The organism is Falsirhodobacter deserti (assembly GCF_004015795.1).
Taxonomy (GTDB): domain Bacteria; phylum Pseudomonadota; class Alphaproteobacteria; order Rhodobacterales; family Rhodobacteraceae; genus Falsirhodobacter; species Falsirhodobacter deserti.
On sequence record NZ_ML137218.1, the window covers coordinates 1,418,967 to 1,442,673 of the forward strand.

Consider the following 23,707-nt stretch of genomic DNA (forward strand, 5'->3'; position numbering starts at 1 on the left):
CTTAATGGGCGGCCTTTTTCATGAACGGGTGCGTGATGGCGACAACGATGCCGCCCAGCACCAGCGCGATGATCCCGTCGCAGATCGCTGCCACCAGCCATGCCACAAGCCCCTGCGCCACGCCAACGGCATGGGCCGCCCGCTCGGCCAGATGGTGGATCGCCTCATAGGGCGCGGCCCAAAGCGTTTCATGCAGGCCATGGGTCAGGATATTGCCGCCGACCCACAGCATTGCCAGCGTCCCGACCAGGGACAGCGCAGCCAGAAGCTTCGGCATCCCGCGCACCAACGCCATCCCGACCCCGCGCAGGCTGGCCGATCGCTTTGCCATGCCAAGCCCGACATCGTCGATCTTCACGAGGATGGCCACCGCGCCATAGACACCTGCGGTGACCGCAATGCCAACAACCGCCAGCGCGGCCGCCTCCACCCACATGCTGTCATTTTCGATCTGGCTGAGGGCGATGGTCATGATCTCGGCGCTGAGGATGAAGTCCGTCTTGATGGCGCCTGCGACCTTCTGCTCCTCCAGACGACCGGGATCCTTCGGCGTATGGTCCGCCTTGGTTTTCGCGTCGGCACGGGCGGGGGCAAGGGCATGGATCGTCTTTTCCGCCCCTTCATAGGCCAGGTAAAGGCCGCCGAGCATCAGAACCGGCGTGATGATCCATGGCAGGAAGGCCTGCGCCAGAAGCAGCAGCGGCAGCAGGATTAGGATTTTGTTGCGAAGCGATCCGATGGCGATGCGCCCGATCATCGGAAGTTCGCGCGACGCATTGATGCCGGTGATGTATCGCGGGGTGACGGCCGTGTCGTCGATCACCACGCCAGCGGCCTTGGTGCCCGCCTTTCCCGCAGCCGCCGCCACATCATCGACAGAGGCTGCGGCCACTTTGGCAAGACCTGCCACATCGTCCAGCAGTGCAAGAAGTCCGCTCATCGTGTTGAAACCTTTGTCATTCTCTCGATGCTATCTGGCGCGGTCACGGGCAGCAGGCAAGCACGACGTTAGCGCAACCGCCCGATGTTTGCGATAACATATTGATTTCGTGCGATATTCGCTTTTCCGCCGCCGCTTGAACGCCTACATTCGGCGCGACATCGCAGAGAGGATCAGCGTCATGACCATCACGGTTGGCATCAACGGTTTCGGGCGGATCGGTCGTTGCACCCTGGCCCATATTGCCCAGTCGGGCCGCAACGACGTTCAGGTCGTGGCGGTGAACGCAACCGGCCCGATCGAAACGAACGCCCACCTGCTGAAATATGACTCCGTCCATGGCCGCTTCCCCGGCACCGTGCGAGTGAAGGATGGCATGCTGGATCTGGGCGGCAGCCCCATTCGCATGATGTCCACCTATGAGATGAAAGAGTTGGAATGGGACGGCGTGGATGTCGTTCTGGAGTGCACCGGCAAGTTCAACGATGGCATGAAGGCCAATGCCCACCTTGATCGCGGTGCGAAATCGGTCCTGATCTCTGCCCCCGCCAAGAACGTGGACCGTACTGTCGTTTATGGTGTGAACCACCGCGACCTGCTGATCTCGGACAAGATGGTATCGAACGGGTCCTGCACCACGAACTGCCTCGCGCCATTGGCAAAGGTGTTGAACGACGCGATTGGGATCGAATCCGGCATCATGACCACGATCCACTCCTATACCGGCGACCAGCCAACGCTGGACCGTCGCCACAACGATCTGTACCGCGCCCGCGCCGCCGCGATGGCGATGATCCCCACCTCCACCGGTGCGGCCAAGGCCATTTCCGAAGTGCTGCCGGAACTGAAAGGGAAGCTGGACGGATCGGCGATCCGTGTCCCCACGCCGAACGTCTCGGCGGTGGATCTCACCTTCGTGGCCAGCAAGGACGTGACGGTGGCCGATGTGAACGCCGTGGTGGAAGAAGCCGCTGCCGGCGCCATGGGCAGCGTTCTGTCCTATGATCCCGAACCCAAGGTCTCGATCGACTTCAACCACACGCCCTATTCGTCTATCTTCGCGCCAGACCAGACAAAGGTGATCGGCGGGCGCACTGTCCGCGTCCTTGCCTGGTATGATAACGAATGGGGCTTTTCCTGCCGCATGGCCGATGTGGCCGCAGCGATGGGGCGGCTCCTTCAATAAGAGGGGCTGCGATTGACCAACAAGGTTGCTTTATGGCTGGCCGCGATCATCATCGCGGCCATCGTCATTGACGTGCAGGCGGAATGGGGGGGCGTGACCTTCCTGATGCGGAAGTTCCTGAAGCTTGTCGATTGGGTGGAATTCTGGCGATAGTCGGAAAACCCTTGCCCTGAAGCCTGCACACTCCCATGTTAGCGCCAACGCCACACGGGAGAGAGCCATGTCAGTTAAGGTTGCAATCAACGGTTTTGGCCGGATCGGCCGCAACGTGCTGCGCGCAATCGTCGAATCCGGCCGGACCGATATCGAGGTTGTCGCCATCAATGATCTGGGTCCGGTTGAAACGAACGCCCACCTGCTTCGTTTCGATTCGGTCCATGGTCGTTTTCCGGCAGAAGTGACAACCACGGCCGACAGCATCGATGTGGGCCGTGGCCCCATCCGCGTGACGGCGCTGAAGAACCCGGCCGAATTGCCTTGGGGTGATGTGGATGTGGTGCTGGAATGCACCGGCATCTTCACCTCCAAGGAAAAGGCGAAGGTACATCTGGAAAACGGCTCCTCTCGCGTGCTGGTTTCCGCCCCGTCCGACGGTGCGGACAAGACCATCGTCTATGGTGTGAACCATGACACCCTGACCGCCGACGATCTGGTCGTGTCCAACGCCTCCTGCACGACGAACTGCCTGTCGCCCGTGGCCAAGGTTCTGAACGATGCGATCGGCATCTCCAAGGGTTTCATGACCACGATCCATTCCTATACCGGCGATCAGCCGACGCTGGATACGGTGCACAAGGATCTTTACCGCGGCCGGGCAGCTGCCCTGTCGATGATCCCGACCTCCACCGGCGCGGCCAAGGCCGTGGGGCTGGTTCTGCCGGAACTGAAGGGCAAGCTGGATGGCGTTGCCATCCGCGTGCCGACCCCGAACGTTTCCGTGGTGGATCTCGTTTTCGAAGCCTCGCGCGATACGACTGTCGACGAAGTGAACAACGCGATCCGCGCCGCCGCCAACGGCCCGCTGAAGGGTGTGCTGGGCTTCACCGATGCGCCCAATGTCAGCTCGGACTTCAACCACGACCCGCATTCGTCCATCTTCCACATGGACCAGACCAAGGTGATGGAGGGGCGCATGGTCCGGATCCTGTCCTGGTATGACAACGAATGGGGCTTTTCCAACCGGATGGCAGACACCGCCGTCGCGATGGGCAAGCTTATCTAATCCCTCGGAAAGACCAGTTCCGAAACCGTGCCCTTCGGGGCGCGGTTTTTCATTGTCAGCGATCCACCCATCTGCTGCGCGAACTGCCGCGCGATGGTCAGGCCAAGACTGCACGCCCGATCAAGCGAGAAGCCGGCGGGAAGGCCGCAACCGTCATCCTCGATCCGCAGGGTCACGGTGGTCCCGTCAACGGCCAGGAGCAGCCGGATATTGCCGCTGGCATCATCAGGAAAGCCGTGTTCGAAGGCGTTGGTCAGCAGTTCGGTGGCAATCAGCCCCAGCGGAATTGCCTGATCCCGCGTCACGGTCACCGGCGCGCAATCCCGTGTCAGCGTCACCCGATCCGCCGCGCCCGAGGCTTCGGCCAGATCATGCGCCATCTCGTGCAGAAACTCTCCGAAGTCGACATCCTGTGCCTTTGGATCATGCAGCACACGGCTCATCCGGGCGATCACGTTGATGCGTGTGGCGGCATCATCAAGTGCCTTGCGGGCCGTGAGGTCCTGAACCGCGCGGCGCTGGATCGTCAGAAGTCCGGCAACGGTGGCAAGGTTGTTGGAAACCCGGTGCTGCAATTCGTGAAACATCAGGCGGCGCTGCTCGGCCATGCGTTCCGATCGCGCCCGCTCATCCTCCAGATGACTGAAGGCGCGGATCATGACCGTAATCAGGAGGACGTCTGTCGCCACGACAAGGCCGAAGAACCCCATCGCCAGCCCTGCCTGCGCCGACAGGTCGACCGTTCCCGGTACGGACACGAACAGCAGCCACGCGGCCAGGAAGGACCCGATGGCCACCACAAGGCCCGGCGCAAGCCCGCAAAGAAAGGTGGTCAGGATGATCGCGGGAAAGAAGGTCAGAAAGGGAAAGCCGTCGGAAAGACGATCATCCAGCACCCAGCGGAGTGAGATCGCGATGGCAAGCGACAGGAGCGCGAAGGTCCATCGGAAAAACGTCGATCGCCGCTCAAGGATCAGGCGGCTGAACAGTCCGAAAATGCGCCCCTCTGTTGTCATGCGTATCGATGTTCCAATGCATCCGCCACCGCAGGGGTGACGAACTTGGTGACATCGCCGCCATGCCGCGCGATTTCCTTCACAAGACGCGAGGCGATTGCCTGACGTTTGGCATCCGCCATCAGGAACACCGTTTCGATCCGGTCATCCATCAGGCGGTTCATCCCCACCATCTGGAATTCATACTCGAAATCCGTCACCGCCCGCAGACCCCGCACGATCACCTGCGCGCCCACATCGCGGGCGCAGTCGATCAGCAGGTTTTCGAAGGGATGAACCACGATTTCACACCTGTTCAGGTGGGCGGTCTCTGCGCGCACCATCTCCACCCTCTCCTCAAGCGAGAAAAGCGGTTTCTTGTCGCGGTTGATCGCCACACCGATCACAAGGCGGTCCACCAGCCGCGTCGCACGCTCCATGATGTCGATATGCCCCAGCGTGATCGGATCAAACGTCCCCGGATACAGGCCGATGCGCATCAATGTTCCTCCCGCTTGCATGCTCGAGGTGAACAGGACAACGCGCGGTTCCGCAAGATTAAATGCGCATCAACACAAGGCTAAGATGCACGGCAAAGATAAACTTCCCGCTCAGGGTGTTCGGTAATGGTAAAGTTCGCACTCCTCAGCATCGCTTCCATCCCTGCCCTGTTGGGCACGAACCAGTTCGTCGGATCACCGGCATAATCCCGCTCAATGAAATAAAGCAGCGGAACGTCGGGCCCTTCAAAGGGCGTCCAATCGTCGAAATCGTAATCGGGCGCTATGGGGACGACCTTGTCCGATCCCCGCTGCATAGACTGGAACAGCATCTGTCCGTCCGCCACATGTTCGCGGATCAGGTCCAGCGCCAGAAGGGGATGGCGCAGGTGATACAGAACCCCCATGAATATCACGAAGTCGAAGCGTTCGTTCAGATCGGCAACTTCATAAACCGACATCTGGCGGAACTCGATCTTCGCGCCTTCCACCTCGGCGGCCAGCTTCGCCTGCGCCAGATAGCGGGGATCGCTGTCGATGGCGACGACGCGGTCGGCACCCCGCCGCACCATCTCCAGCGAATAGAAGCCGGCGTTGCACCCGATATCCAGAACCTTCATCCCGTGCATGTCATCGGGGATAACATGCCGGAAGCCCTGCCACTTGAAGTTCGGGTAATCGCCAAGGAAGTGGTCCGGCGCCGTTTGTATCCCTCCGATCGAAAGGTTGTGAAACCACGGGCCCAGCGCCTTGATGCGGGCCTGCAGATCGTTCTCGAAATCCATGTCTCAGCCTTGCACCAGCGTCTGAACCGACGCCGTCTCTCCTGTGTGGGTTGCTTGCGCCTTCACGTGGGCAGCGAACCACGCGATCGTCTGGGGCAGCCCTTCGGAAAGCTTCACCTTCGGCTGCCAGCCCAGCAGCTCCCGCGCCCGAGAGATGTCGGGCCGGCGGCGCTTCGGATCGTCTTCGGGCAGGTCCCGATAAACGATGGTGGAGGTGGTGGGGATCGTGTCATGCACCAGCATCGCAAGGTCGCGGATCTCGAACTCTTCGGGATTGCCCAGGTTGACCGGCGTGGCCGGGGCGATCCGAGCCTCCATCAGCGCCATCAGCCCCGCAACCAGGTCCGATACGAAGCAGAAGCTGCGCGTCTGGCTGCCATCGCCATACACCGTCATCGGCTGGCCCGTCAGCGCCTGCACGATCATGTTGGACACGATCCGCCCGTCATCGGGGCGCATGCGCGGGCCATAGGTGTTGAAGATCCGTGCAACGCGCACATCGGCGCGTTTCGCCCGCACGAAGTCATAGCACAGCGCCTCGGCCGCGCGCTTGCCTTCGTCATAGCAGGCACGCGAGCCGGTGCAGTTCACATGCCCCACGTAATCCTCGCGCTGGGGGTGCATCTCGGGATCGCCATAAACCTCGCTGGTGGAGGCTTGCAGGAACCGCGCGCCGTGCCGCTCTGCCAGCATCAGCAGGTTCAGCGTGCCCTGCACATTTGTCATCATCGTGTGAACGGGATCGGCCTGATAGTGCGGCGGCGATGCCGGGCTGGCAAGGTTGTAAACCCGGTCCAGCCGCTCTGAGATATCAAGCGGGTCCGCCACGTCCTGCTGGATCAGGCGGAAGTTGGGATAGGCTGCAAGCGGCAGGACATTATCCTGCGTTCCCGTCAGGAAGCTGTCCAGACAGATGACGCGGTGGCCCTGTTCCAGCAGATGTTCGCAAAGGTGGGATCCGACGAAGCCCGCTCCGCCAGCTACGAGGATCGTCAGAACACTGGGTTTCGTCTGGATCATGGTTCCTCCTTTACGGGCCGTTCGCCCTTGTCACGCTACGCGTTCGGTTCGCATCGCCTTGATCATTTCCCGCGCACGAGCGCGGCCGGTATGGCCCGCCAGCACGGTTTCTCGCGCCGCCTGTCCGATCCTCCGCGAGCGCGCTTCATCTGCTTCTTTCAATCCCTGCACCACATCCTCGGTTCCCTCGGCGATGATGATCGCGTCACCATCGGCGAAAAGTTCGTCCAGACCCGGCCAGTTATCGCTGATCACCGGCACGCCGCAGGAGCCCGCCTCGAACAGGCGCACGCTGGGCGACCAGCCCATCCGCCGCATGGCGGCGCGCGTCACGTTCAGCGTGAAGCGCTGGGCGTTATAGAAATCGGGGTGCCCCGCGGGCGGCAGGTGGTCGATCCGTTCCACGTTGGAAGGCCAGTCGATGTCGTCGGGATATTGCGGCCCGGCCACCACGAAGCGCATCTCGGGCAGGCGCCGTGCCGGTTCCAGCAGCAGCGCCTCCAGCGTAGGCTGCCGGTCGGGCGAATAGGTGCCAAGATATCCCAGATCCCATCGCTTGGGCATACCCGGATCGCAGGGATAAAGCTGGTCATCAACCGAACAGAACAACGCCTCGGCCCGCTTTGCACCCCGCACCTGTTCCAGATGCGTCAGCACCTCCCCGCCCGAGAAGCTGAAATAGATGTCGAACAGCGGGATCTGCCGTTCGGCAAGGTATTCGCAGGTGCCATCATCCAGCGCCTGCATCGTGACCGGCGTGTCGATGTCATAGAATGTCAGCTGCCGCAGCCCCATCCCCGCCAGCCGGTCGATCAGCACCGGCCCCTCGGGGACATAGGAGCCGACCATAACGCTGTCGGCGTTGCGAAGCCGGTCGCCATATTCGGCCAGCATCCCGTCGATCCCGTCGTAAAGCACCAGCTCGCAGAAGTCGGGATCTGGCATGTCGCGATGGGGCGCATACCACGGCATGTCGCGTTCCAGAAACAGGACACGGTGCCCCTCGGCGGCCAGCCCCTTGATCAGGGCACGGAAGGTGGTGGCATGCCCGTTCCCCCAGGAGGAGGACAGCGACAGGCCAAGGATCACGATCTCCATCGGGCGGTTCTGGTCCAGCACGTTCACTCTGCCGCCTCCATCCGACGCGCGTGGGCGCAGAACAGGGCATCCGCCTGCTCGGCGCGATTGGAATAGGTGTGATCGGCAAGAACCCGGGCCAGCGCGTTGCGCCCGATCTGGGCAGCGCGGTCGGGCGACACTTCGGCAAGTAGCTGGGCCACGTCCTGCCCGTCGCGGGCCACCAGCACCTCTTCATCGGGCTTCAGGAACAGGTCGATCCCTTCCCAGAAGTCGGTGATCAGGCATGCCCCTGCCCCCGCAGCCTCGAACACGCGCGTGGCGGGGGAAAAGCCGTTCACCGCCATGCTGTCGCGGGCCACGTTCAGCACCATCCGGGGCGTAACGTTCAGGGCGTTGTGATCGGCCGTTCGGACGTGGCCCAGCTTGCGGATATTGCCCGGCATCTCCACGTCGCCCCAGCCCGAGCCGCCGATAAGGAAGCTTTGCTCTGGTGCCAGCCTGGCCGGGCGCAGGAAGAATTCGGCCACCCGCGCATCGCGGTCGGGCAAGCGGTTGCCGAGAAAGGCGAGATCGCAGGAAAACCGCGGATCCGGATCAACCGGATGGTGCGTTTCGGGATCAAGGGCGTTGTAGACCGGCACGCAGTCCTTTGCCCCCAGTTCACGATAGGCCGCGATGACGGGATTGCCGCCGCCATAGGTCAGCACCATGTCCAGATCGGGCAGCAAGGCGCGCATCGGATGATCCGGCGCAGCGCGCAGTTCGGCAAGCGTGGCCGGCGCATCGACATCCCAGAAGATGCGAAGCGCATTCGGCCTTGCCGCCGCCATCACGCGCGCCAGCAGCAGGTCATCCTCGAACCCCACGCCCGAGGCCTTGACCACGATGTCATAGCCGGCCGCCTCGGCTGCGACCTTCTCCAGCGCCTCCACGGTGCCGTCATAAACAACGACGCGGCACCAGTCCGGCGGATCGATGTCGCGGTTGGCCTGCCGGTCATACACATCCGGCTCATAGAAGGTGATATCATAGCCGCGTGCCGCCAGCGCCCTCAGCATCCCCCGGTAATAGGTTGCCGCACCGTTCCAATAGGCGGAAAGCAGGCTTGACCCGTAAAATGCAATGGTCTTCATGCGGTTTTCCTTTCGGATGCCGACAGGTCGTCAAGAATGGTCAGAAGTTCCTGCACGCGGTGGGCGCAGGTGTGGCGGGCAAGGATTGTTTCCAGCCCGTGTGCGGCCTGTTCCTTGCGGGCATCGGCATCGTTCACCAGCTCGTGCAGGTGGCGGCGCATCTCGTCGCCGTTGCGGGCCCAGCGGAAATCACCGTCGCGGAACAGCCCTTCAGCATCCGACCACGGGGCGGAAACCAGCGGGATGCCGCAGGCCAGCGCCTCGAATGGGCGGATGGTGGGGATGCCGGGCAATTCGCGCACATAGGGCCCGCGCGGCACGTGCACGGTCACGCGGTGGCGGGCAAAGGCCTGCGGCACCTCGGCATTGGCAATCCAGCCCTTGAAGGCGATGCCTGCTGCGTCCAGCCGCTGCAAGGCGTGATCAGGATACCGCACCCCCCGCACCGTGGTGCGCAGGCCAAGGTCGTGCGCGGGGCGCATCAGGAACTCGTCAAGCTCTGCGCTGCGCTCGTCATCGCCCCAGTTGCCGATCCAGATGAGGTCGCCCTCTTCCTCGGCCTCCACCGGGCGGAACAGCGCAGCATCGGCCGCCTCGTGCCAGGAATAGACCTGCCGGCCCCAGCCTGCCTTCAGATACCGTTCGCAAAGCGCCTCGCCAAAAGCAAGGATGCCGTCATAGCCGGACAGGTCCAGCCCGGCGATCTCCCCCTCGCGGCTGACGGCGCGGTGGTGGGTATCGTGGAACAGCGCCGTGAACTTGCCACCGGCCTTCCGAAGATCGCCGATCCGGGCCACCAATGCGGGATCGGTCCATTCATGCACCACCACCACATCGGCACGGTCCACCGCCGCCGCATGATCAAAGCCGGGGCCATACACCTGCGCGTTCAGCATCGGGAACGTGCCGTGAAAGGCATCGACGGCATGGCCGCCCTGATCGGCGATCAGGTTCTCGCGGCTCCAGCTGTCTTCGGGTTCCAGCGCGGTCGCATCATGGCCCAGCGCCAGCAGCTCGCGCATCACGCCGCGCAGGAAATGGGCATTGCCATGGTTCCAGTCAGAGATCAGCGAGTGGGTGTAGAACAAAAAGCGCATGTCACCTCGTGGCGGCTTGTTGTTGTGGTTCTCTCAGTCCGGCATAAAGGCTAAGCATCGCCTCGGCCTGCATATCGGGCGCATAACGGCGGGACCGTTCGCGCGCCGCGTGCCCCATCTGCCGCCGCAGGTCCGCATCGCCCGCCAGCCGATTGACGCCGCCGGACAGCGCATCCGCATCGGCGGGCGCAAAGAAGATCGCGGCCTCGTCCCACAGCTCGCGGAAGGTCGGGATGTCGGCCAGCACCAGCGGGATCGCGGCGCGTGCCGCTTCGGCCACGGCCAGCCCGAACGGCTCGTAAAGCGAGGGGGAGACGAAGATCCCCGCATCGCGCATGAGTGCCATGGCATCGTCATGCGGCAGGTTGCCGGGCGCGTCGGCATTCATGGCGCGAAAGGCCTGTCCCGTAGGGCTGTCCAGCGGGCCCAGCATCGTCACGGGCCAAGCGATCTGCGCGGCCGCCCGGTCCAGCGTGACCCCATTCTTGCCGTCATCCCACCACCGCCCCGAGGCGACAACCATCGGGCTATCCGCCGTCTGCCGTTCCGGCACCGGCGTTGCATTGGGAACCACGGTTACCGGCACCGACCCGTAAACCCGTTGCAGCAGCCGCGCATGGGAGGCAGAGGGCGCAACCACCGCATCGGCACGGTGCAATCCAGCCGCGTTCATCTTGCGCTGCCATTCCCACCCATCGGGCAGATCGCTGTCCCGCACCGCCCGAAACCATGTGGAAACGCAGGAATGGCTGACGGCCAGAACCGGAAGGTCCGTCTCCAGTCCCGCAGCCTGCGTCGGCAGGTTCAGGTGAATCAGCTGCACACCGTGCCGCACCGCCGCTTCGGCAACCGCTTGCGGCACACCGGCCAGTGCCGCCGCATCGGGCACGATCCAGTCCAGCGGCAGTCCGGTCCAGTCCAGCGTTCCGATGGCTTCCGCCTCTGCCCGCCGATCGGGGGATGGCGGGGGACCGAAGCCCAGAAACACCACCTCCACCCCGTGCAGGGCGCGCGCAAGGTCCATCGCATAGCGCCAGACCCCGCCCGCCGCATCCAGTGTCATCAGGATGCGAAAGCTCATGCTCGGACCCGCTGCGGTTCGGACAGGTCGGGAAAGCTGCGGTTTGCCCGCAACCAGTTGGCCAGATCGGCCAGACCTTCGCGCCAGTTCACCTTCGGGGCCCAGCCTATCTCGGCGTTCAGGCGTCCCGTATCGGCCACGAAATAGAGCTGGTCCCCCTGCCGCCAGTCTGAGAAGGAAAGCGGCACCGGATGGTTCACCACGCGTTCGATCTCGTGCAGGACGGTTTTCAGGCTGACAGAGTTGCCAACCCCGCCGCCAAGGTTGAACGCGCGGCCCTTCAGCTGGCCGATATTATCCAGCACGCCGCGATAGGCGGCCACGGCATCCGAAACATGCAGGATGTCGCGCACCTGCTTGCCATTGCCATAGACCGAGATCTCCTCGCCCATCAGCGCGCGGATCAGGAAATGCGCCACCCAGCCCTGATCCTCGGTTCCGAACTGGCGCGGACCATAGATGCAGGACATCCGCAGCACTGCCGAGGGGATGCCATAGCTTTTGGCATAATCCAGCACGTACTGGTCCGCCACGCCCTTGGAACAGCCATAAGGGGTGCAGAAATCCAGCGGACGATCCTCGGCGATGCCATGGTCGCGGATATGCGCATCGGCGGGAACATAGCGGTCTTCGGTTTCCAGCATCCGCAGATCGTCCAGCGCGCCATAGACCTTGTTGGTGGAAGCGAACACGATCGGGATCTGCCGGCCCGATGCACGGATGGCCTCCAGCACGTTGATCGTGCCGCGGGCGTTCACCTCGAAGTCATCCACCGGAGCCGTGAGGCTGGTGGTAACCGCCGTTTGTGCCGCCAGATGGATCACGGATTGCGCATCGCGGATCGCATCGCGCATCGCCGTTTCATCGCGAAGATCGGCGGGCATCGGGTGGATGCGGTCGCCATAACGGTCGGCCAGCCAGCGAAGGTTCTGATCCACCCCCGGCCGGCTGAAGTTGTCCACCACGATCACGTCATGCCCGTCGCGCAGGAAGCTGTCGGCAAGGTTCGATCCGATGAATCCGCTGCCCCCCGTGATGACCACGGGCTTCACCGCCTTGGACAGCGACGGCGAGGCCAGATGCGTCACCTCGCGCACCCGCGAAAGGCCGCCATCGGTCAGCAGGCGCGCCAGCAGCTTGGGTTGGCCCTCTGCCTCCACCGCGCCCATGTGGTAATGGCGCGGATCGAACCAGAAGCCTTCCTGCACCGAAACATCGCGCGGCAGATCGCGCCACGCATACCAGTAAAGCCGGTCCGCGGGCGCTTCCATGACCTTGGCGAAGCGGCGGGCCTGCTCCATCTGGTCGCCGCGCCACGTGGAATATCCCGCCTCGGTGATCCAGATTTCCGATTGCGGGTTATGGCGGTCAAGGATCGCCCGCATCTCGCCCAGATGCATGTCCCATCCGCGCCACGACCCTTCCTCGCTGTCCCATGTGCCGGGAAAGCCGTGGAACCCCACCGCGGCGCATTGCTGCAGCACGCCTCGCTGGCCCATCAGGTCCAGCCACAGCGGATCGAAGGGGCACGGCCCGCCCAGAACGGCCTTCCAGCCGCGCTGGTTGACCCAATACGCGGCCCCGCCAACCATTTCGCAGAACATCTGGTAATCGTGGTCGGCCCGCCAGTCGTAATCCAGCAGGTTGTTCGGCTCGTTCCACAGTTCGATATGCGAAAAGTGCTGCCCGTAACGGGTCAGCACGTGATCGATGAAGTCGGCGTAATCCTTCAGCACATGCGGCGCACCTGTTGTGCGCCCGTTGCGCGATATCGACGGCGGTGTGTAATGCACGCAGGGCAGCAGATCGATCTGCCCCCCCAGCTTCGGCATCAGCCAGTCGAACCACTTCTCGCCGCCGGGGGCGAGGTATTCAGCCCAGCTCAGATGCGTGCGCAGATGCGTCGCACCCGAGGCGAGAAGCTCTGGCAGGACCTCCTCCACACGGTCGTATTCACCGGGCCGGAACCATTCGGCAAAGCCGTAGCCCTTCATGAAACGAGCCTCCGCTCCTCCAGTTGCCGGCGCATCTCGGCACCGCGATCCACGACAACCTCGCCGCGCACCCAGGTGACGAATTCCTCCAGCGAATTTTCCAGCTTCTCCTGCGGTTCGAAGCCCAGAAGTTCGCGCGCCTTGGAGATGTCGGCAAAGCAGTTGCGGATGTCGCCGGCGCGATACTTGCCGGTGATCTCGGGCGAAAGCTGCGGCAGGCCCATCGCTTCGGCCAGAAGGGTCGCCACCTGCGTGACGGTATAGGCGCTGCCCGAACCGATGTTGAACAACTCTCCCGCCGCTTCGGGTTTTTCATAGGCAAGGCGGAAGGCGCGGGCCACGTCGCGCACATGCACGAAGTCACGGCGCTGCTCGCCATCCTCGAAGATCGTCGGCCGTTCACCTGATGCAAGGCGCGAAGCGAAGTTGGCCAGAACGCCGGTATAGGGGTTTGACAGCGCCTGCCCTGCCCCGAACACGTTGAACAGGCGCAACGCGACGGCCTCGACGTCATACGCCTCGCCGAAGATCATGACCTCGCGTTCCTGCGCGTATTTGGTCAGCGCATAGATGGAGGCAAGATCGACACGCTTGTCTTCATCCGTGGCCACGGGCGACAGCAGCTGCCCATCAGGGGCGGTCGCGTTCCAGTTGCCCGCGCGCACATCGGCCGGTTTGCGGCGCACGTTTTCCAGCAGGGTGCCATCCGGCAGGGCATAATACCCCTCGCCGTAAACGCTCATGGAAGATGCGACGACGATGCGCTTCACCGGGTGGTTCAGCATCGCCTCCAGCAGGACGGCGGTGCCAAGATCGTTGGCGCCGACATAGCGGGCGATCTCGTACATGGACTGGCCCACGCCCACTTCGGCGGCAAGATGGATCACGCCGTCGCACCCGTCCAGCGCGGCCCGCACCCGTTGGGGATCCTGCATGTCGCCGCGGATAACCTCGGCACCTTCGGGCAGGCGCACTTCGACGCCGCCATGCACCTGATCGATCATTGCGTCATAGAGGCGGACATCGTAGCCATGTGCGATCATCTCTTCGGCCACATGGCGCCCGATGAAGCCGCATCCTCCGGTAATAAGTACCCTCGTCATCGCAGATCCCGTTGATGTTCTTGTCGCTTGCCGACGGCGAACGGACCCCGAAACGAAATTGTTCCAAAGAAAATCTTCCGGCGTGACAATGTCTTGCCCTCACGCATGCGCGAAGGGCGGGTTCTTCTGCATCAACAATGACTTCTTCAACTTCTTCCGGAACCGTGCCCGCATGGTCGCGTTGGCGGAACGTGATCCGCTTCCGGCCCGCGTCGGCGGCGGGCCCTGACACGAACCGGAGTTGCTTATGAACCGTCCCCTTCCCCCCACCGATCAGATGCGGGCTGTGCGTGTCACCGGCCCCGGCCGGATCGAGATGGTCACCCTTCCGCTGCCCGAACCTGCCAAAGGGCAGGTTCGCATCAGGCTGGAAGGTTGCGGCGTTTGCGCATCGAACCTGACGCCATGGGAAGGGCCGGACTGGATGCAGTTTCCCACCGATCCGGGCGGGCTGGGCCATGAAGGCTGGGGCGTTGTGGAAGCTTCCGGCGAAGGCGCCGAGGAAATGCTGGGCCTGCGCGTCGCCTTCCTTGGCCAGAACAGCTTCGCCACCCATGAAGTGGTGGATGCGGGCATGCTGATCCCGATCCCCGAGTCCATCACCGGCCCCTTCCCGGGCGAGCCCTTTGCCTGCGCGATGAACATCTTCCGCCGCTCCGGCATCTCGGCTGGCGACAAGGTTGCGATCATCGGCATCGGGTTCATGGGCGCGGCACTGGTGCGCCTTGCCTCGCAGGCGGGGGCGGAGGTGATCGCCATCTCGCGCCGCGAAAGCTCTTTGGCGCTGGCGCGGGACATGGGGGCGGCCCACACGATCCCGATGGAAGACCACCACGCCATCATCAGCGAGGTGGGCGATCTGACCAACCACTATTTCTGCGACGTGGTGATCGAGGCCGTGGGCAAGCAATGGCCCCTCGATCTGGCCGGAGAGATCGTGGCCGAAGGCGGGCGGCTGGTCATCGCGGGATATCATCAGGACGGTCCGCGCCAGGTGAACATGCAGAACTGGAACTGGCGGGGCATCGACGTGGTGAACGCCCATGAACGCAAGCCCGAGGTCTATCTTCAAGGCATGCGCGAGGCGATCGCCGCGATCGAAAGCGGCCTGCTGGACCCCAGGCCCCTGCTGACGCACCCCTATCCGCTGGAACAGCTTGACCGCGCGCTGGATGCCACGCGCGACAAACCCGATGCCCTGGTGAAGGCCTACGTCACATGCAGCTGAAGATCGACACGCACGCACCCGAACCCGTGAACACCGCCCGCCCCCGGCTTGGCTTTGTCGGCCTTGGCTGGATCGGACGGCACCGGATGCAGGCCATCTGCGAACAAGGCGGCGTCGACATCGTGGCGCTGGCCGATCCCTCGGACGAATGCGTCGCCGAAGCGGCAGCCCTGGCCCCCGGCGCCGCAACCGGCAACACGCTGCAGGACGTCTTGGCCGCCAAGCCGGACGGCGTCGTGATCGCCACCCCCTCGGCCATGCATGCCGCCCAGACGATCGAGGCGCTGGAGGCAGGCTGCGCCGTATTCTGCCAAAAGCCGCTGGGCCGCAACGAGGCCGAGGCCCGTGCCGCCGTGGACGCCGCCAGAAAGGCTGACAGGCTGCTGTCGGTGGATCTGTCCTATCGTGGCACGAAGGCGCTGAACGCGATCCGCGACCGCGTGCGGGCGGGTGATCTGGGCCGCGTGTTCGCGATGGATCTGGTGTTCCACAACGCCTATGGCCCCGACAAGCCGTGGTTCTATGACAAGGCCCAGTCGGGCGGCGGGCCACTGATGGATCTGGGCGTGCATCTTGTGGACAGCGCGCTTTGGTGCCTCGATTTTCCCGCCATCGTGGATGTGCGTGGCCGCGTCTATCGCGGGGGCGATCCGGCCGTGCCGCAAACCGAGGTGGAGGATTACGCCACCGCAACGCTGACCACCGATACGGGCGTGACGATCAACATCGCCTGTTCGTGGAAGCTGAACGCCGGCCACGAGGCAGAGATCGCGGCCCATGTGCACGGCACGCAAGCTGGTGCCTCGCTGACCAATCCCGGCCATGGCTTTTACGACTTCGCCGCGCATCTGCATCGCGGCACCGCAACGGACGAACTGGTCGCGCCACCCGATGCATGGGGCGGCGTCATGGCGCAGGCATGGGCGCGGCAACTGGCACAGAACCCCCGCTTCGATCCTGAAGCAGAGCGTCTGGTCAGCCTGTCGCAAACCATCGACCGCATCTACGCGGCGGCACGCTGAAAACATCGGGGCGGGAACCTTGGCCCGCCCCACCCGTTGGTGTGCGAAACCAATGGAGGAATGACTATGGGCCTGTTTACCCATGACATCAAAACCATGGACGATCTGTTCCTGCACCAGCTGCAGGACGTCTATTACGCGGAAAACCAGATCACTAAGGCGCTGCCCAAGATGATCAGCAAGGCCACCGCGCCTGAACTGAAGCGCGGCTTCGAGGTGCATCTTGAGGAAACCAACCGCCAGATCGAACGTCTGGACGAGGTGTTCCGCCTGCTGGGCAAGGATGCCAAGGCCGTGACCTGCCCCGCCATCGATGGCATCATCAAGGAAGCCAACGAAATCGCCGGCGAGGTCGAAGATCCGCGCGTTCTGGACGCCGCGCTTGCCGCCTCGGCACAGGCGGTGGAGCATTACGAGATCACGCGCTACGGCACGCTGATCGCCTGGGCGAAAGAGCTTGGACGAACCGAGATCGTTCCACTTCTGCAAGCGACGCTAGCCGAGGAAGAGGCCACCGACCGCAAGCTGACCGAATTGGCCGAACAGCGCCTGAACCACGCGCCCTGATTGCCATCAGGGGCGGATACCTTACGCCGCTGCCATGCCTCCCGCCTTGAGGCGGGAGGCATGAGGTCACGAGGCTCCTGCCCACTAACGTCGCCGTTCTGGCTTCCCGAGCCGCCGTCATGCTCGCAATGGCGGCTCAGGCAAATACGCAAAGCATCTATACCAGAGGCGAGACACCTAAGGTGGATGATGCGATCAACACGGCCGGCGACGCTGTCATCGTCAACAACGGCGTGAAAGAGCTTCGGGCGAAGAGGACAGCACCGACCTGAACTTCGGCACCGTCCTGAACACCGGCTTGGCCTGCGCTTCACCTTCGGCGGCTGAAGAACGCCAGTTTATTGACTTCGCAGGGTTTCACCACATCTGCATGGGCTGCCCTTCCTTGCGATTCATGATGTCTGAGATCCTGCAACCCGACCGCAACTGCTGGCAAATCGCAGAGGCCGAGCGTTTCTCGGTCATCGTCGATGCTGCCGATTACTTCGACGCCGCCCGCATCGCGATGCAGCGGGCCGAAAAAAGCATCATGATGATCGGCTGGGACTTCGATGCCCGTATCCGCTTCGGTTCCCCGGATGTGAATGACGGGGCCCCGAGGCGGCTGGGCACTTTCGTCCTTTGGCTGGCCGACCGTCGGCCGGATTTGGAAATCCGGCTGCTTCAATGGAATTCGGGCATGCTGCGCAACTGGCTGCGCGGCAACAACGCTTATTACCTGCTGCGCTGGAAGGCGCACAAGCGCATCACGGCGCGGCTGGACGGCATCCACCCGCCCGCCGGATCGCACCACCAGAAGCTGCTGGTGATCGATGATCGCATCGCCTTCTGCGGCGGCATCGACATGACGCTGAAGCGCTGGGACACCCGCGCCCACCGCGATGACGAACCGGCCCGGGTAACCCCGTCGGGGCGCAAGCTTGGGCCCTGGCACGATGCAACCAGCATCTGCGATGGGAAGGCGGCGCGGGTTCTGGCTGATGTGTGCCGCGACCGGTGGAAGCGCGCCACCGGCGAGGGGCTGCCCGCCGTGACGGGCGGGCGGGCCGAGTGGCCAAGCAGCATCAAGCCGATGCTGAAGAACGTGCGCGTGGCCGTTGCCCGCAGCCGCCCCGAGATGCAGGATCAGAAGCCCATCCGGGAAATCGAAACGCTTTATCTGGACCTGATCGCAGCGGCAAAGCGGTTCATTTATGCCGAAAGCCAGTATTTCGCGTCCCGCCGCATTGCCGCGGCCATCGCGAAGCGGCTTGAGGAACCGGACGGCCCCGAGATCGTGATCGTGAACCCCGTCAGCGCCGACGGAACGCTGGAGCCGCTGGCAATGGATACCGCACGCGCGCGGCTGGTGGAATCGCTGCGCCGGCACTGCCCGAACGGGCGCTTCGGCATCTACCACCCGGTCACGGCGCAGGAAAACCCGATCTATGTCCATGCCAAGACGATGATCGTGGACGACCGGCTTTTGCGCATCGGCTCGTCGAACTTCAACAACCGCTCCATGCGGCTGGACAGCGAATGCGATGTGGCGGTGGATGCCGCGCAGGATGAAACGGGCCAGATGCATCTGGCCATCCGCGATCTCCGTCTTGGCCTGATGGCTGAACATCTGGACAGCACGCCCGAAGATGTCGCCCGTGCCATCGACACCCACGGCTCTCTTCTGGGTGCGATCGAGGCATTGCGCGGACCGGGCCGATCATTGGTGCCATACGAAACCCCCGACCTCACCTCGATCGAGGAATGGCTGGCCGATAACGAGATCCTGGATCCGGACGGCCCGGACGAAATTTTCGAAAGGCCAAGCCGTCGCGGCCTGTTCCGCAACCGGCTGCGCCGGCCCTAGGGGAAATAATCGGCCGCCCGGAACCCACATTGTGACTTTTCGGCATCCACGGAGGATTTCGCGCGCTTTGCAGTAGATTACTTCGCGCAAATTTTTCATAGCCGACTAAATGTCTGACATGTCTTACAATCCCCTTACCCTGCTTGACTGCCGTTTTTTACGGAGTGCTGGCGGCCCGGTCGTGTCCGCCAACGAACGGCAGGTTCTGCGGGCGTTATGGGCGGATCCTGGCCTGTCGCGGTCCGAGCTCACAAGCCGGCTGGACCTGACGCAGCAATCGCTTCATCGCATCGTGGATCAACTGGTTCTGCGCGGCATGATCAGGCTTGGCCCTCCGCATCCTGCAGCGGGGCGCGGCCAGCCCAGCCCGACGCTGACGCTGCTTCCCTGCTTTGCCCACAGCTGGGGCGTTTCGCTGAACACGGATGATCTGGGCATCGCGCTTATGGATTTCTCGGGCAAGCCGCTGGTTCAGGAACAGCACAGGCTTCAAGGCGTCCCCCGGAAGGTGGTGCTGGATCGCCTGACCTCACGGATAGGGGAGCTTACTGCAGAACATGACATCGATCCCGAAGCCTGCCTTGGCATCGGTTTCGGGATCGCCGGCTATTGGGTGGGCGGTACGCGCTTCAACAGCCCGCTGCCGCTGAAGGACTGGGCGCTGATCGAACTTGGCCCCTTGCTGTCCCAGCATTTCAACCGCCCGGTTTGGGTGGAGAATGGCGCAAACACCAGCGCGGTGGGCGAAGCGATGCTGGGGGCCGGCAAGATCCACCCCACCTTCGCCTATATGTCATTCAATTACGGGCTGGGCGGCGGGCTGATCCAGAACGGAGAACTCTGGCGCGGCGGCAACAACAATGCTGGAGAACTTTCGGGCATCTTTGGCCCCGAGGAGCTGGACAACCGCCCCATCCTTCAGTCCCTTGTCGCACTCCTGCGCAAAAACGGTGTCGGTCCCTCCCATGTCGGCGATCTGGCACGCGATTTCGATCCCGATTGGCCGGGTGTCGATCAATGGGTGGATCAGGTCATGCCTGCCTTCAACCGGCTGGTCGCGGTGCTTTGGTCGGTCTTTGACCCTCAGGCGATCGTCCTTGGGGGGCAGATACCGCCCGCCCTTGCCTCGCGGCTGATCAAGAGGGCAACGATCCACCACGGATCGCGATACGGCGTTCCCCGTCCTGCGCCACGGCTGCTGGTATCGGAGCTGGGCGTGAACGCCTCTGCCCTTGGTGCGGCCGCCCTTCCGCTGCGTGTCTGCGCGCTTTAGGGGCTACCATCCGGCGGTTCTTGCCAGCCGCGGCCATACCAGCCCTCGGTAAAATCGGGAACATGATCAGCCAAGGCATCCGCCAGCGGCCCGCATCCCTGCAGGATCACCTCCCCCTCGCCCGGAAGCGCGATGATCAGGTTCTCCTCCCCCTTCAAGCTGGCCTCCGCGGGTTCGACGGAAATGGCCCTACGCAGCGCTTCCGGCCCATCGAAGGCGCCCTGAAAGCTGATCCTGTCGCCCTTTGCCGGATCAAAGCCGAAAATCCATGTATGCCCACCCGGATCGCAGATGACGGTCGATCTGCCGACAAAGACCGAGACGAGTGAATAACCTTCCCCGCAAAAGATACGGGTATTGCCGCCATTTGTGGTGACGATGTTGTTCCCCTCGCCCGTGCGGATCACGCCGCCGCCACGGCCCGTCATCAGGTGGTCATCCATCGGGCCGCCCAGCAGGATGTTATGGCCATCGCCACCGTAAAGGAAGTTGTTGGCCGCATCGTCTGCGCGCAGGATGCACAGCCTCCGGCCCCCGAACCCGAGACCATAGGCCTTCACGTCATCCAGCGGGTCCGGATCGTCATCCCAATCGCTTTCCGCATTGCTGGCCTTGTCGATGCCGGTCACCTTCACGGGGCTTTCGCCGCTGTCGGGGCCGGTGAACAGCCAGTCTGGATGCCATAGGCGTAAAGACCATACGCCGCCCCAAACGTGTTCTGGTGCCGCTGGCGGAGCCCGCCATTGCCGCGCACCATTATCAGGAAACCTGCGGCATAATTCGCCGCCGCCCACCAGCCGATCCCGATATCGTGCCGGTGGAACCAGCGCCCGCAGCGGGCGATCATGAAATGGGCGCGATCCTTGTCATCGGCCACGCGCGGATCGTTCACCCTGCCGTTCTGGACGTTGAACTCGGTCAGCACCACGCGGTCACCAAGGATCGCGGCGAAGCGGCGATCAAGCACCGCCTCGTAATCCTCGACCGTGCCGACATTCGGGCCCCATTGGGGATAGAAATGCGCCGACCACACCAGCCTTTCCCCGATCCTGTCGCGGAATCGCGTCAACGCCGTGCCACCCGAGGGAAGCTGCACATCCGCCAGCGTGTGAAAATCGGCGCTATAGGCCCAGCCACCGACATAGAAATCTCGGTCGGCCCACCTTGCGGCGATGCGGTCATGGATGGCCAGAACCGCTTCGACATATTCTTCCACGAAGCGGGAGCGCAGGCGCGGAAAACAATCGGCCGCGCGATCATAGCTGGCGGCCTCGTTGATCGCTTCAAAGCTGCAGGTGCGGATGTCCGGCCGCATGTCCAGCCAGCCCAGCAGCGCATCCCACGCCGCAGCGTGACGCTGGCGCAGCACGGGCATCAGGTTCAGCCAGTCCTGCTGCGTTTCCATGGCAGAGTAGGAGGACGCCCAGTGCGCCTCCAGCCCCGTGCCGCTTTCCTGACTGGGGCCGTCAGCCAGCACCCAGTGAATTTCGAACCCTGCCTTGCAGGCTTCGTCTAGAAAACCCTCCATCTCCGGATGGAAGCTGCCATCGGCATTGAAGCTGAAGATGTTGAATGCCATCCGCAGGCGGCGAAGGCCCGGCAACCCCTCGGCCAGGCCACGGGCAAATCCGCGCGGGTTGCCGCGCATGTTGGCGGGAATCTGCTGCGCCTCACCCTGCCAGATCCGCGTCAGCTTCTGTCCTGCCTTCACCCGTGCCTGCTGGCCGGGATCGAAATTCCCAAGGATCTGCGGATTGATCATGTGAAGCGCCATCCACATACCCCTTCGTGCCATTGCGGTGTGCCATGCGGGCAGATAGCTTGGCCACCGCAAGATGGGAGGGGGTTCACATGATCCTGTGCTGCGGCGAGGCTTTGATCGACATGCTGCCCGAAGGGGACGGATTCATGCCCCATGCGGGCGGGGCAGTTTTCAACACGGCCATCGCCCTTGGACGGCTGGAGGCGCCTGCCGCTTTTTTTTCGGGCCTGTCCAACGATCTGTTTGGCACCCGCCTTGCCCGGGCGCTGGAGGCGTCGAAGGTCGATACCGCGTTCTGCGCCCGATCGGATCGCCCCACGACGCTGGCCTTCGTCACGCTGACCGACGGGCAGGCAAGCTATGCCTTCTATGATGAAAACACGGCGGGCCGCATGCTGGCGGTGGATGACCTTCCCGCCATTCCTGCGGATGTGCAGGCGCTGTTCTTCGGCGGCATCTCCCTTGTCAGCGAGCCTGCGGCAGACACCTATGCCGCGCTGATGGCGCGGGAGGCGGGCAGCCGCGTCACCATGCTGGACCCCAATATCCGCCCCGGCTTCATCACGAACCCCCACCGGTATCGCCAGCGGATCGGGCGGATGATCGCACAAGCCGACATCCTGAAAATCTCGGACGAGGATCTGCGCTGGCTGGAGGGTGCGGGCGATCCGGTGGATCTGGCAAAGGGGCTGCTGGCCAAGGGTCCGAAACTGGTGCTGCTGACCGAAGGCGCAAAGGGCGCGCGGGCGCTGACGGCAACGCAGGAACGCTTTGTCGCAGCACCCAAGGTGACGGTGGCAGACACGGTTGGCGCGGGTGATACGTTCAACGCCGGCGTTCTGGCCGCGCTGCACCGTGCGGGTGCATTGGTGAAAGGGGCCGCGTGGCCCGACGATCTTCTGGACGATGCGCTGTACCTTGGCACCCGCGCCGCCGCCATCACCGTGTCACGCCCCGGTGCCAACCCGCCCTGGAGGCACGAGCTGTGAAGGCGCTTCTGCAACGCGTTTCCGAAGCCTCCGTCACGGTGGAGGGCGAGGTGATCGGCCAGATCGGGCCAGGCCTGCTGATCCTTGTCTGCGCGGTGCATGGTGATACCGAAGCCAATGCCGAGGCGCTGGCGAACCGCATCGGCAAGCTGCGCATATTTCGCGACGATGACGGCAAGATGAACCGGTCGTTGAAGGATACGGGCGGCGCGGCGCTGGTTGTCAGCCAGTTCACGCTTGCGGCAGATACCACGAGGGGCAACCGTCCCGGTTTTTCTGCCGCCGCCCCGCCCGAAGATGGGCGCAGGCTTTACGACCATTTCGCAGCCGCCATGGCCCGGGATGTTCCTGTCCAGACGGGACGATTCGGGGCGGATATGCAGGTCGCGCTTGTAAACGCCGGTCCCGTCACGATCTGGGTTGAGGCATAGGGGCGGCGTCCTTATATCTGCAACAAACAAGGATCCCCCCAATGACCGATACAACCCCTGCCGAAGGCGCCCCGCTGATCAAGCCCTCCACGACCGAACATCCGCTTTACGAAGCAGTCGTGGATGCCTGCCGCACCGTTTATGATCCCGAGATTCCGGTGAACATCTTCGACCTCGGCCTGATCTACACGATCGAGATCAACGAGGCGAACGAGGTCCAGATCCTGATGACGCTGACGGCCCCGGGTTGCCCCGTGGCGGGTGACATGCCAGGCTGGGTGGCCGATGCGGTCGAACCCCTGCCGGGCGTGAAGCAGGTCGATGTCGGCATGACCTTCGATCCGCCCTGGGGGATGGAGATGATGTCGGACGAGGCGCGCCTGGAACTTGGCTTCATGTGACCCCCTTGCGGGGCGGCGCGCGCCGCCCCATCTGAACTGCGAAAGGAAGTCC

At 63.5% G+C, this 23,707-nt stretch carries 24 protein-coding genes; 11 read left to right on the forward strand and 13 right to left on the reverse strand.

The genetic code is table 11. The annotated features are described in order from the left end of the window. Position 1: 1 nt before the first annotated feature. Positions 2-940 carry a DUF808 domain-containing protein gene (locus tag JX25_RS07095; protein ID WP_128254341.1) on the reverse strand — a complete coding sequence of 313 codons (939 nt, stop codon included), beginning with the start codon at positions 938-940 and terminating at the stop codon, positions 2-4. A 181-nt stretch (positions 941-1,121) separates the two neighbouring features. On the opposite strand from JX25_RS07095, the gene gap (JX25_RS07100) reads away from it, so the two are divergent. The 3 genes from gap (JX25_RS07100) to gap (JX25_RS07105) all read left to right on the forward strand — a co-directional run bounded on the left by gap (JX25_RS07100) (position 1,122) and on the right by gap (JX25_RS07105) (position 3,348). Further along, positions 1,122-2,126: a type I glyceraldehyde-3-phosphate dehydrogenase gene (gene gap / locus JX25_RS07100; RefSeq protein WP_128254342.1), complete on the forward strand. Its 1,005-nt coding sequence runs from the start codon at positions 1,122-1,124 to the stop codon at positions 2,124-2,126. Positions 2,127-2,138: 12 nt separating this feature from the next. After that, positions 2,139-2,279, forward strand: a complete 141-nt coding sequence (locus JX25_RS14805) for a hypothetical protein (protein ID WP_164876082.1) — start codon at positions 2,139-2,141, stop codon at positions 2,277-2,279. Positions 2,280-2,346: 67 nt separating this feature from the next. Further along, positions 2,347-3,348 (forward strand): type I glyceraldehyde-3-phosphate dehydrogenase, encoded by a 1,002-nt coding sequence (gene gap / locus JX25_RS07105; RefSeq protein ID WP_128254343.1) that lies wholly within the window; start codon positions 2,347-2,349, stop codon positions 3,346-3,348. Here gap (JX25_RS07105) and JX25_RS07110 read toward each other — a convergent pair. The 10 genes from JX25_RS07110 to JX25_RS07155 all read right to left on the reverse strand — a co-directional run bounded on the left by JX25_RS07110 (position 3,345) and on the right by JX25_RS07155 (position 14,136). Beyond that, on the reverse strand, positions 3,345-4,364 hold the full coding sequence (locus tag JX25_RS07110) for a sensor histidine kinase (protein ID WP_128254344.1): 1,020 nt from the start codon (positions 4,362-4,364) through the stop codon (positions 3,345-3,347). The genes gap (JX25_RS07105) and JX25_RS07110 overlap by 4 nt on opposite strands. Further along, positions 4,361-4,843, reverse strand: coding sequence for a pantetheine-phosphate adenylyltransferase (coaD, locus tag JX25_RS07115; RefSeq protein WP_128254345.1), 483 nt, complete (start codon positions 4,841-4,843; stop codon positions 4,361-4,363). Before coaD ends, JX25_RS07110 begins: the two co-directional genes overlap by 4 nt. Before the next feature lie 80 nt (positions 4,844-4,923). Further along, a complete protein-coding gene (locus tag JX25_RS07120; RefSeq protein ID WP_128254346.1) occupies positions 4,924-5,628 on the reverse strand; it encodes a TIGR04290 family methyltransferase in 705 nt (234 codons plus the stop codon). A 3-nt stretch (positions 5,629-5,631) separates the two neighbouring features. Beyond that, entirely contained in the window at positions 5,632-6,648 is a 1,017-nt protein-coding gene (locus JX25_RS07125; protein ID WP_128254347.1) for a UDP-glucuronic acid decarboxylase family protein, read from the reverse strand. 30 nt (positions 6,649-6,678) lie between these two features. Beyond that, the gene (locus JX25_RS07130) at positions 6,679-7,746 is read right to left on the reverse strand and encodes a glycosyltransferase family protein (RefSeq protein WP_128255205.1); all 1,068 of its coding nucleotides are present in this window, start codon (positions 7,744-7,746) and stop codon (positions 6,679-6,681) included. A 23-nt stretch (positions 7,747-7,769) separates the two neighbouring features. After that, positions 7,770-8,861: a CgeB family protein gene (locus JX25_RS07135; RefSeq protein ID WP_128254348.1), complete on the reverse strand. Its 1,092-nt coding sequence runs from the start codon at positions 8,859-8,861 to the stop codon at positions 7,770-7,772. Next, a complete protein-coding gene (locus JX25_RS07140) occupies positions 8,858-9,958 on the reverse strand; it encodes a CgeB family protein (protein ID WP_128254349.1) in 1,101 nt (366 codons plus the stop codon). Before JX25_RS07140 ends, JX25_RS07135 begins: the two co-directional genes overlap by 4 nt. A gap of 1 nt (position 9,959) precedes the next feature. Beyond that, complete coding sequence (locus tag JX25_RS07145) at positions 9,960-11,039, reverse strand: glycosyltransferase family 4 protein (protein WP_206611528.1); 1,080 nt, start codon at positions 11,037-11,039, stop codon at positions 9,960-9,962. Continuing rightward, positions 11,036-13,033, reverse strand: coding sequence for an NAD-dependent epimerase/dehydratase family protein (locus JX25_RS07150; RefSeq protein WP_128254350.1), 1,998 nt, complete (start codon positions 13,031-13,033; stop codon positions 11,036-11,038). Before JX25_RS07150 ends, JX25_RS07145 begins: the two co-directional genes overlap by 4 nt. Further along, positions 13,030-14,136, reverse strand: coding sequence for an NAD-dependent epimerase/dehydratase family protein (locus JX25_RS07155; protein ID WP_128254351.1), 1,107 nt, complete (start codon positions 14,134-14,136; stop codon positions 13,030-13,032). The genes JX25_RS07150 and JX25_RS07155 overlap by 4 nt, the downstream gene beginning before the upstream one ends. Before the next feature lie 247 nt (positions 14,137-14,383). On the opposite strand from JX25_RS07155, the gene JX25_RS07160 reads away from it, so the two are divergent. The 5 genes from JX25_RS07160 (at position 14,384) to JX25_RS07180 (ending at position 20,072) form a co-directional block, all read left to right on the forward strand. Further along, positions 14,384-15,364: an MDR/zinc-dependent alcohol dehydrogenase-like family protein gene (locus JX25_RS07160; protein ID WP_241557875.1), complete on the forward strand. Its 981-nt coding sequence runs from the start codon at positions 14,384-14,386 to the stop codon at positions 15,362-15,364. Next, positions 15,355-16,386, forward strand: a complete 1,032-nt coding sequence (locus JX25_RS07165; RefSeq protein ID WP_128254352.1) for a Gfo/Idh/MocA family protein — start codon at positions 15,355-15,357, stop codon at positions 16,384-16,386. The genes JX25_RS07160 and JX25_RS07165 overlap by 10 nt, the downstream gene beginning before the upstream one ends. Positions 16,387-16,452: 66 nt before the next feature. Then, positions 16,453-16,953, forward strand: coding sequence for a YciE/YciF ferroxidase family protein (locus tag JX25_RS07170; protein WP_128254353.1), 501 nt, complete (start codon positions 16,453-16,455; stop codon positions 16,951-16,953). Positions 16,954-17,350: 397 nt separating this feature from the next. Then, on the forward strand, positions 17,351-18,799 hold the full coding sequence (locus JX25_RS07175; protein WP_206611529.1) for a phospholipase D-like domain-containing protein: 1,449 nt from the start codon (positions 17,351-17,353) through the stop codon (positions 18,797-18,799). A 181-nt stretch (positions 18,800-18,980) separates the two neighbouring features. Next, complete coding sequence (locus JX25_RS07180) at positions 18,981-20,072, forward strand: ROK family transcriptional regulator (protein ID WP_241557876.1); 1,092 nt, start codon at positions 18,981-18,983, stop codon at positions 20,070-20,072. On the opposite strand, the gene JX25_RS07185 is transcribed toward JX25_RS07180, so the two are convergent. Together JX25_RS07185 and JX25_RS07190 are read right to left on the reverse strand one after the other, a co-directional pair. Next, positions 20,069-20,707: a calcium-binding protein gene (locus tag JX25_RS07185; protein ID WP_128254355.1), complete on the reverse strand. Its 639-nt coding sequence runs from the start codon at positions 20,705-20,707 to the stop codon at positions 20,069-20,071. The genes JX25_RS07180 and JX25_RS07185 overlap by 4 nt on opposite strands. Next, positions 20,704-21,846, reverse strand: a complete 1,143-nt coding sequence (locus JX25_RS07190) for a hypothetical protein (protein WP_128254356.1) — start codon at positions 21,844-21,846, stop codon at positions 20,704-20,706. The genes JX25_RS07185 and JX25_RS07190 overlap by 4 nt, the downstream gene beginning before the upstream one ends. A 77-nt stretch (positions 21,847-21,923) precedes the next feature. On the opposite strand from JX25_RS07190, the gene JX25_RS07195 reads away from it, so the two are divergent. From JX25_RS07195 to JX25_RS07205, 3 genes are read left to right on the forward strand one after another with little or no spacing between them, the layout of a single operon-like run. Next, entirely contained in the window at positions 21,924-22,823 is a 900-nt protein-coding gene (locus JX25_RS07195; RefSeq protein WP_128254357.1) for a carbohydrate kinase family protein, read from the forward strand. Continuing rightward, on the forward strand, positions 22,820-23,254 hold the full coding sequence (gene dtd, locus JX25_RS07200; RefSeq protein WP_128254358.1) for a D-aminoacyl-tRNA deacylase: 435 nt from the start codon (positions 22,820-22,822) through the stop codon (positions 23,252-23,254). The genes JX25_RS07195 and dtd overlap by 4 nt, the downstream gene beginning before the upstream one ends. Before the next feature lie 41 nt (positions 23,255-23,295). Beyond that, positions 23,296-23,655 (forward strand): SUF system Fe-S cluster assembly protein, encoded by a 360-nt coding sequence (locus JX25_RS07205; RefSeq protein ID WP_128254359.1) that lies wholly within the window; start codon positions 23,296-23,298, stop codon positions 23,653-23,655. Positions 23,656-23,707: the final 52 nt, after the last annotated feature.

Excerpts from the sequence above, each read along its gene's own strand:
- JX25_RS07095 (WP_128254341.1), bottom strand. The coding sequence starts at position 940 with ATGAGCGGACTTCTTGCACTGCTGGACGATGTGGCAGGTCTTGCCAAA.
- gap (WP_128254342.1), top strand. The coding sequence starts at position 1,122 with ATGACCATCACGGTTGGCATCAACGGTTTCGGGCGGATCGGTCGTTGC.
- gap (WP_128254343.1), top strand. The coding sequence starts at position 2,347 with ATGTCAGTTAAGGTTGCAATCAACGGTTTTGGCCGGATCGGCCGCAAC.
- JX25_RS07110 (WP_128254344.1), bottom strand. The coding sequence starts at position 4,364 with ATGACAACAGAGGGGCGCATTTTCGGACTGTTCAGCCGCCTGATCCTT.
- coaD (WP_128254345.1), bottom strand. The coding sequence starts at position 4,843 with ATGCGCATCGGCCTGTATCCGGGGACGTTTGATCCGATCACGCTGGGG.
- JX25_RS07120 (WP_128254346.1), bottom strand. The coding sequence starts at position 5,628 with ATGGATTTCGAGAACGATCTGCAGGCCCGCATCAAGGCGCTGGGCCCG.
- JX25_RS07125 (WP_128254347.1), bottom strand. The coding sequence starts at position 6,648 with ATGATCCAGACGAAACCCAGTGTTCTGACGATCCTCGTAGCTGGCGGA.
- JX25_RS07130 (WP_128255205.1), bottom strand. The coding sequence starts at position 7,746 with ATGGAGATCGTGATCCTTGGCCTGTCGCTGTCCTCCTCCTGGGGGAAC.
- JX25_RS07135 (WP_128254348.1), bottom strand. The coding sequence starts at position 8,861 with ATGAAGACCATTGCATTTTACGGGTCAAGCCTGCTTTCCGCCTATTGG.
- JX25_RS07140 (WP_128254349.1), bottom strand. The coding sequence starts at position 9,958 with ATGCGCTTTTTGTTCTACACCCACTCGCTGATCTCTGACTGGAACCAT.
- JX25_RS07145 (WP_206611528.1), bottom strand. The coding sequence starts at position 11,039 with ATGAGCTTTCGCATCCTGATGACACTGGATGCGGCGGGCGGGGTCTGG.
- JX25_RS07150 (WP_128254350.1), bottom strand. The coding sequence starts at position 13,033 with ATGAAGGGCTACGGCTTTGCCGAATGGTTCCGGCCCGGTGAATACGAC.
- JX25_RS07155 (WP_128254351.1), bottom strand. The coding sequence starts at position 14,136 with ATGACGAGGGTACTTATTACCGGAGGATGCGGCTTCATCGGGCGCCAT.
- JX25_RS07160 (WP_241557875.1), top strand. The coding sequence starts at position 14,384 with ATGAACCGTCCCCTTCCCCCCACCGATCAGATGCGGGCTGTGCGTGTC.
- JX25_RS07165 (WP_128254352.1), top strand. The coding sequence starts at position 15,355 with ATGCAGCTGAAGATCGACACGCACGCACCCGAACCCGTGAACACCGCC.
- JX25_RS07170 (WP_128254353.1), top strand. The coding sequence starts at position 16,453 with ATGGGCCTGTTTACCCATGACATCAAAACCATGGACGATCTGTTCCTG.
- JX25_RS07175 (WP_206611529.1), top strand. The coding sequence starts at position 17,351 with ATGTCTGAGATCCTGCAACCCGACCGCAACTGCTGGCAAATCGCAGAG.
- JX25_RS07190 (WP_128254356.1), bottom strand. The coding sequence starts at position 21,846 with ATGGCGCTTCACATGATCAATCCGCAGATCCTTGGGAATTTCGATCCC.
- JX25_RS07195 (WP_128254357.1), top strand. The coding sequence starts at position 21,924 with ATGATCCTGTGCTGCGGCGAGGCTTTGATCGACATGCTGCCCGAAGGG.
- JX25_RS07205 (WP_128254359.1), top strand. The coding sequence starts at position 23,296 with ATGACCGATACAACCCCTGCCGAAGGCGCCCCGCTGATCAAGCCCTCC.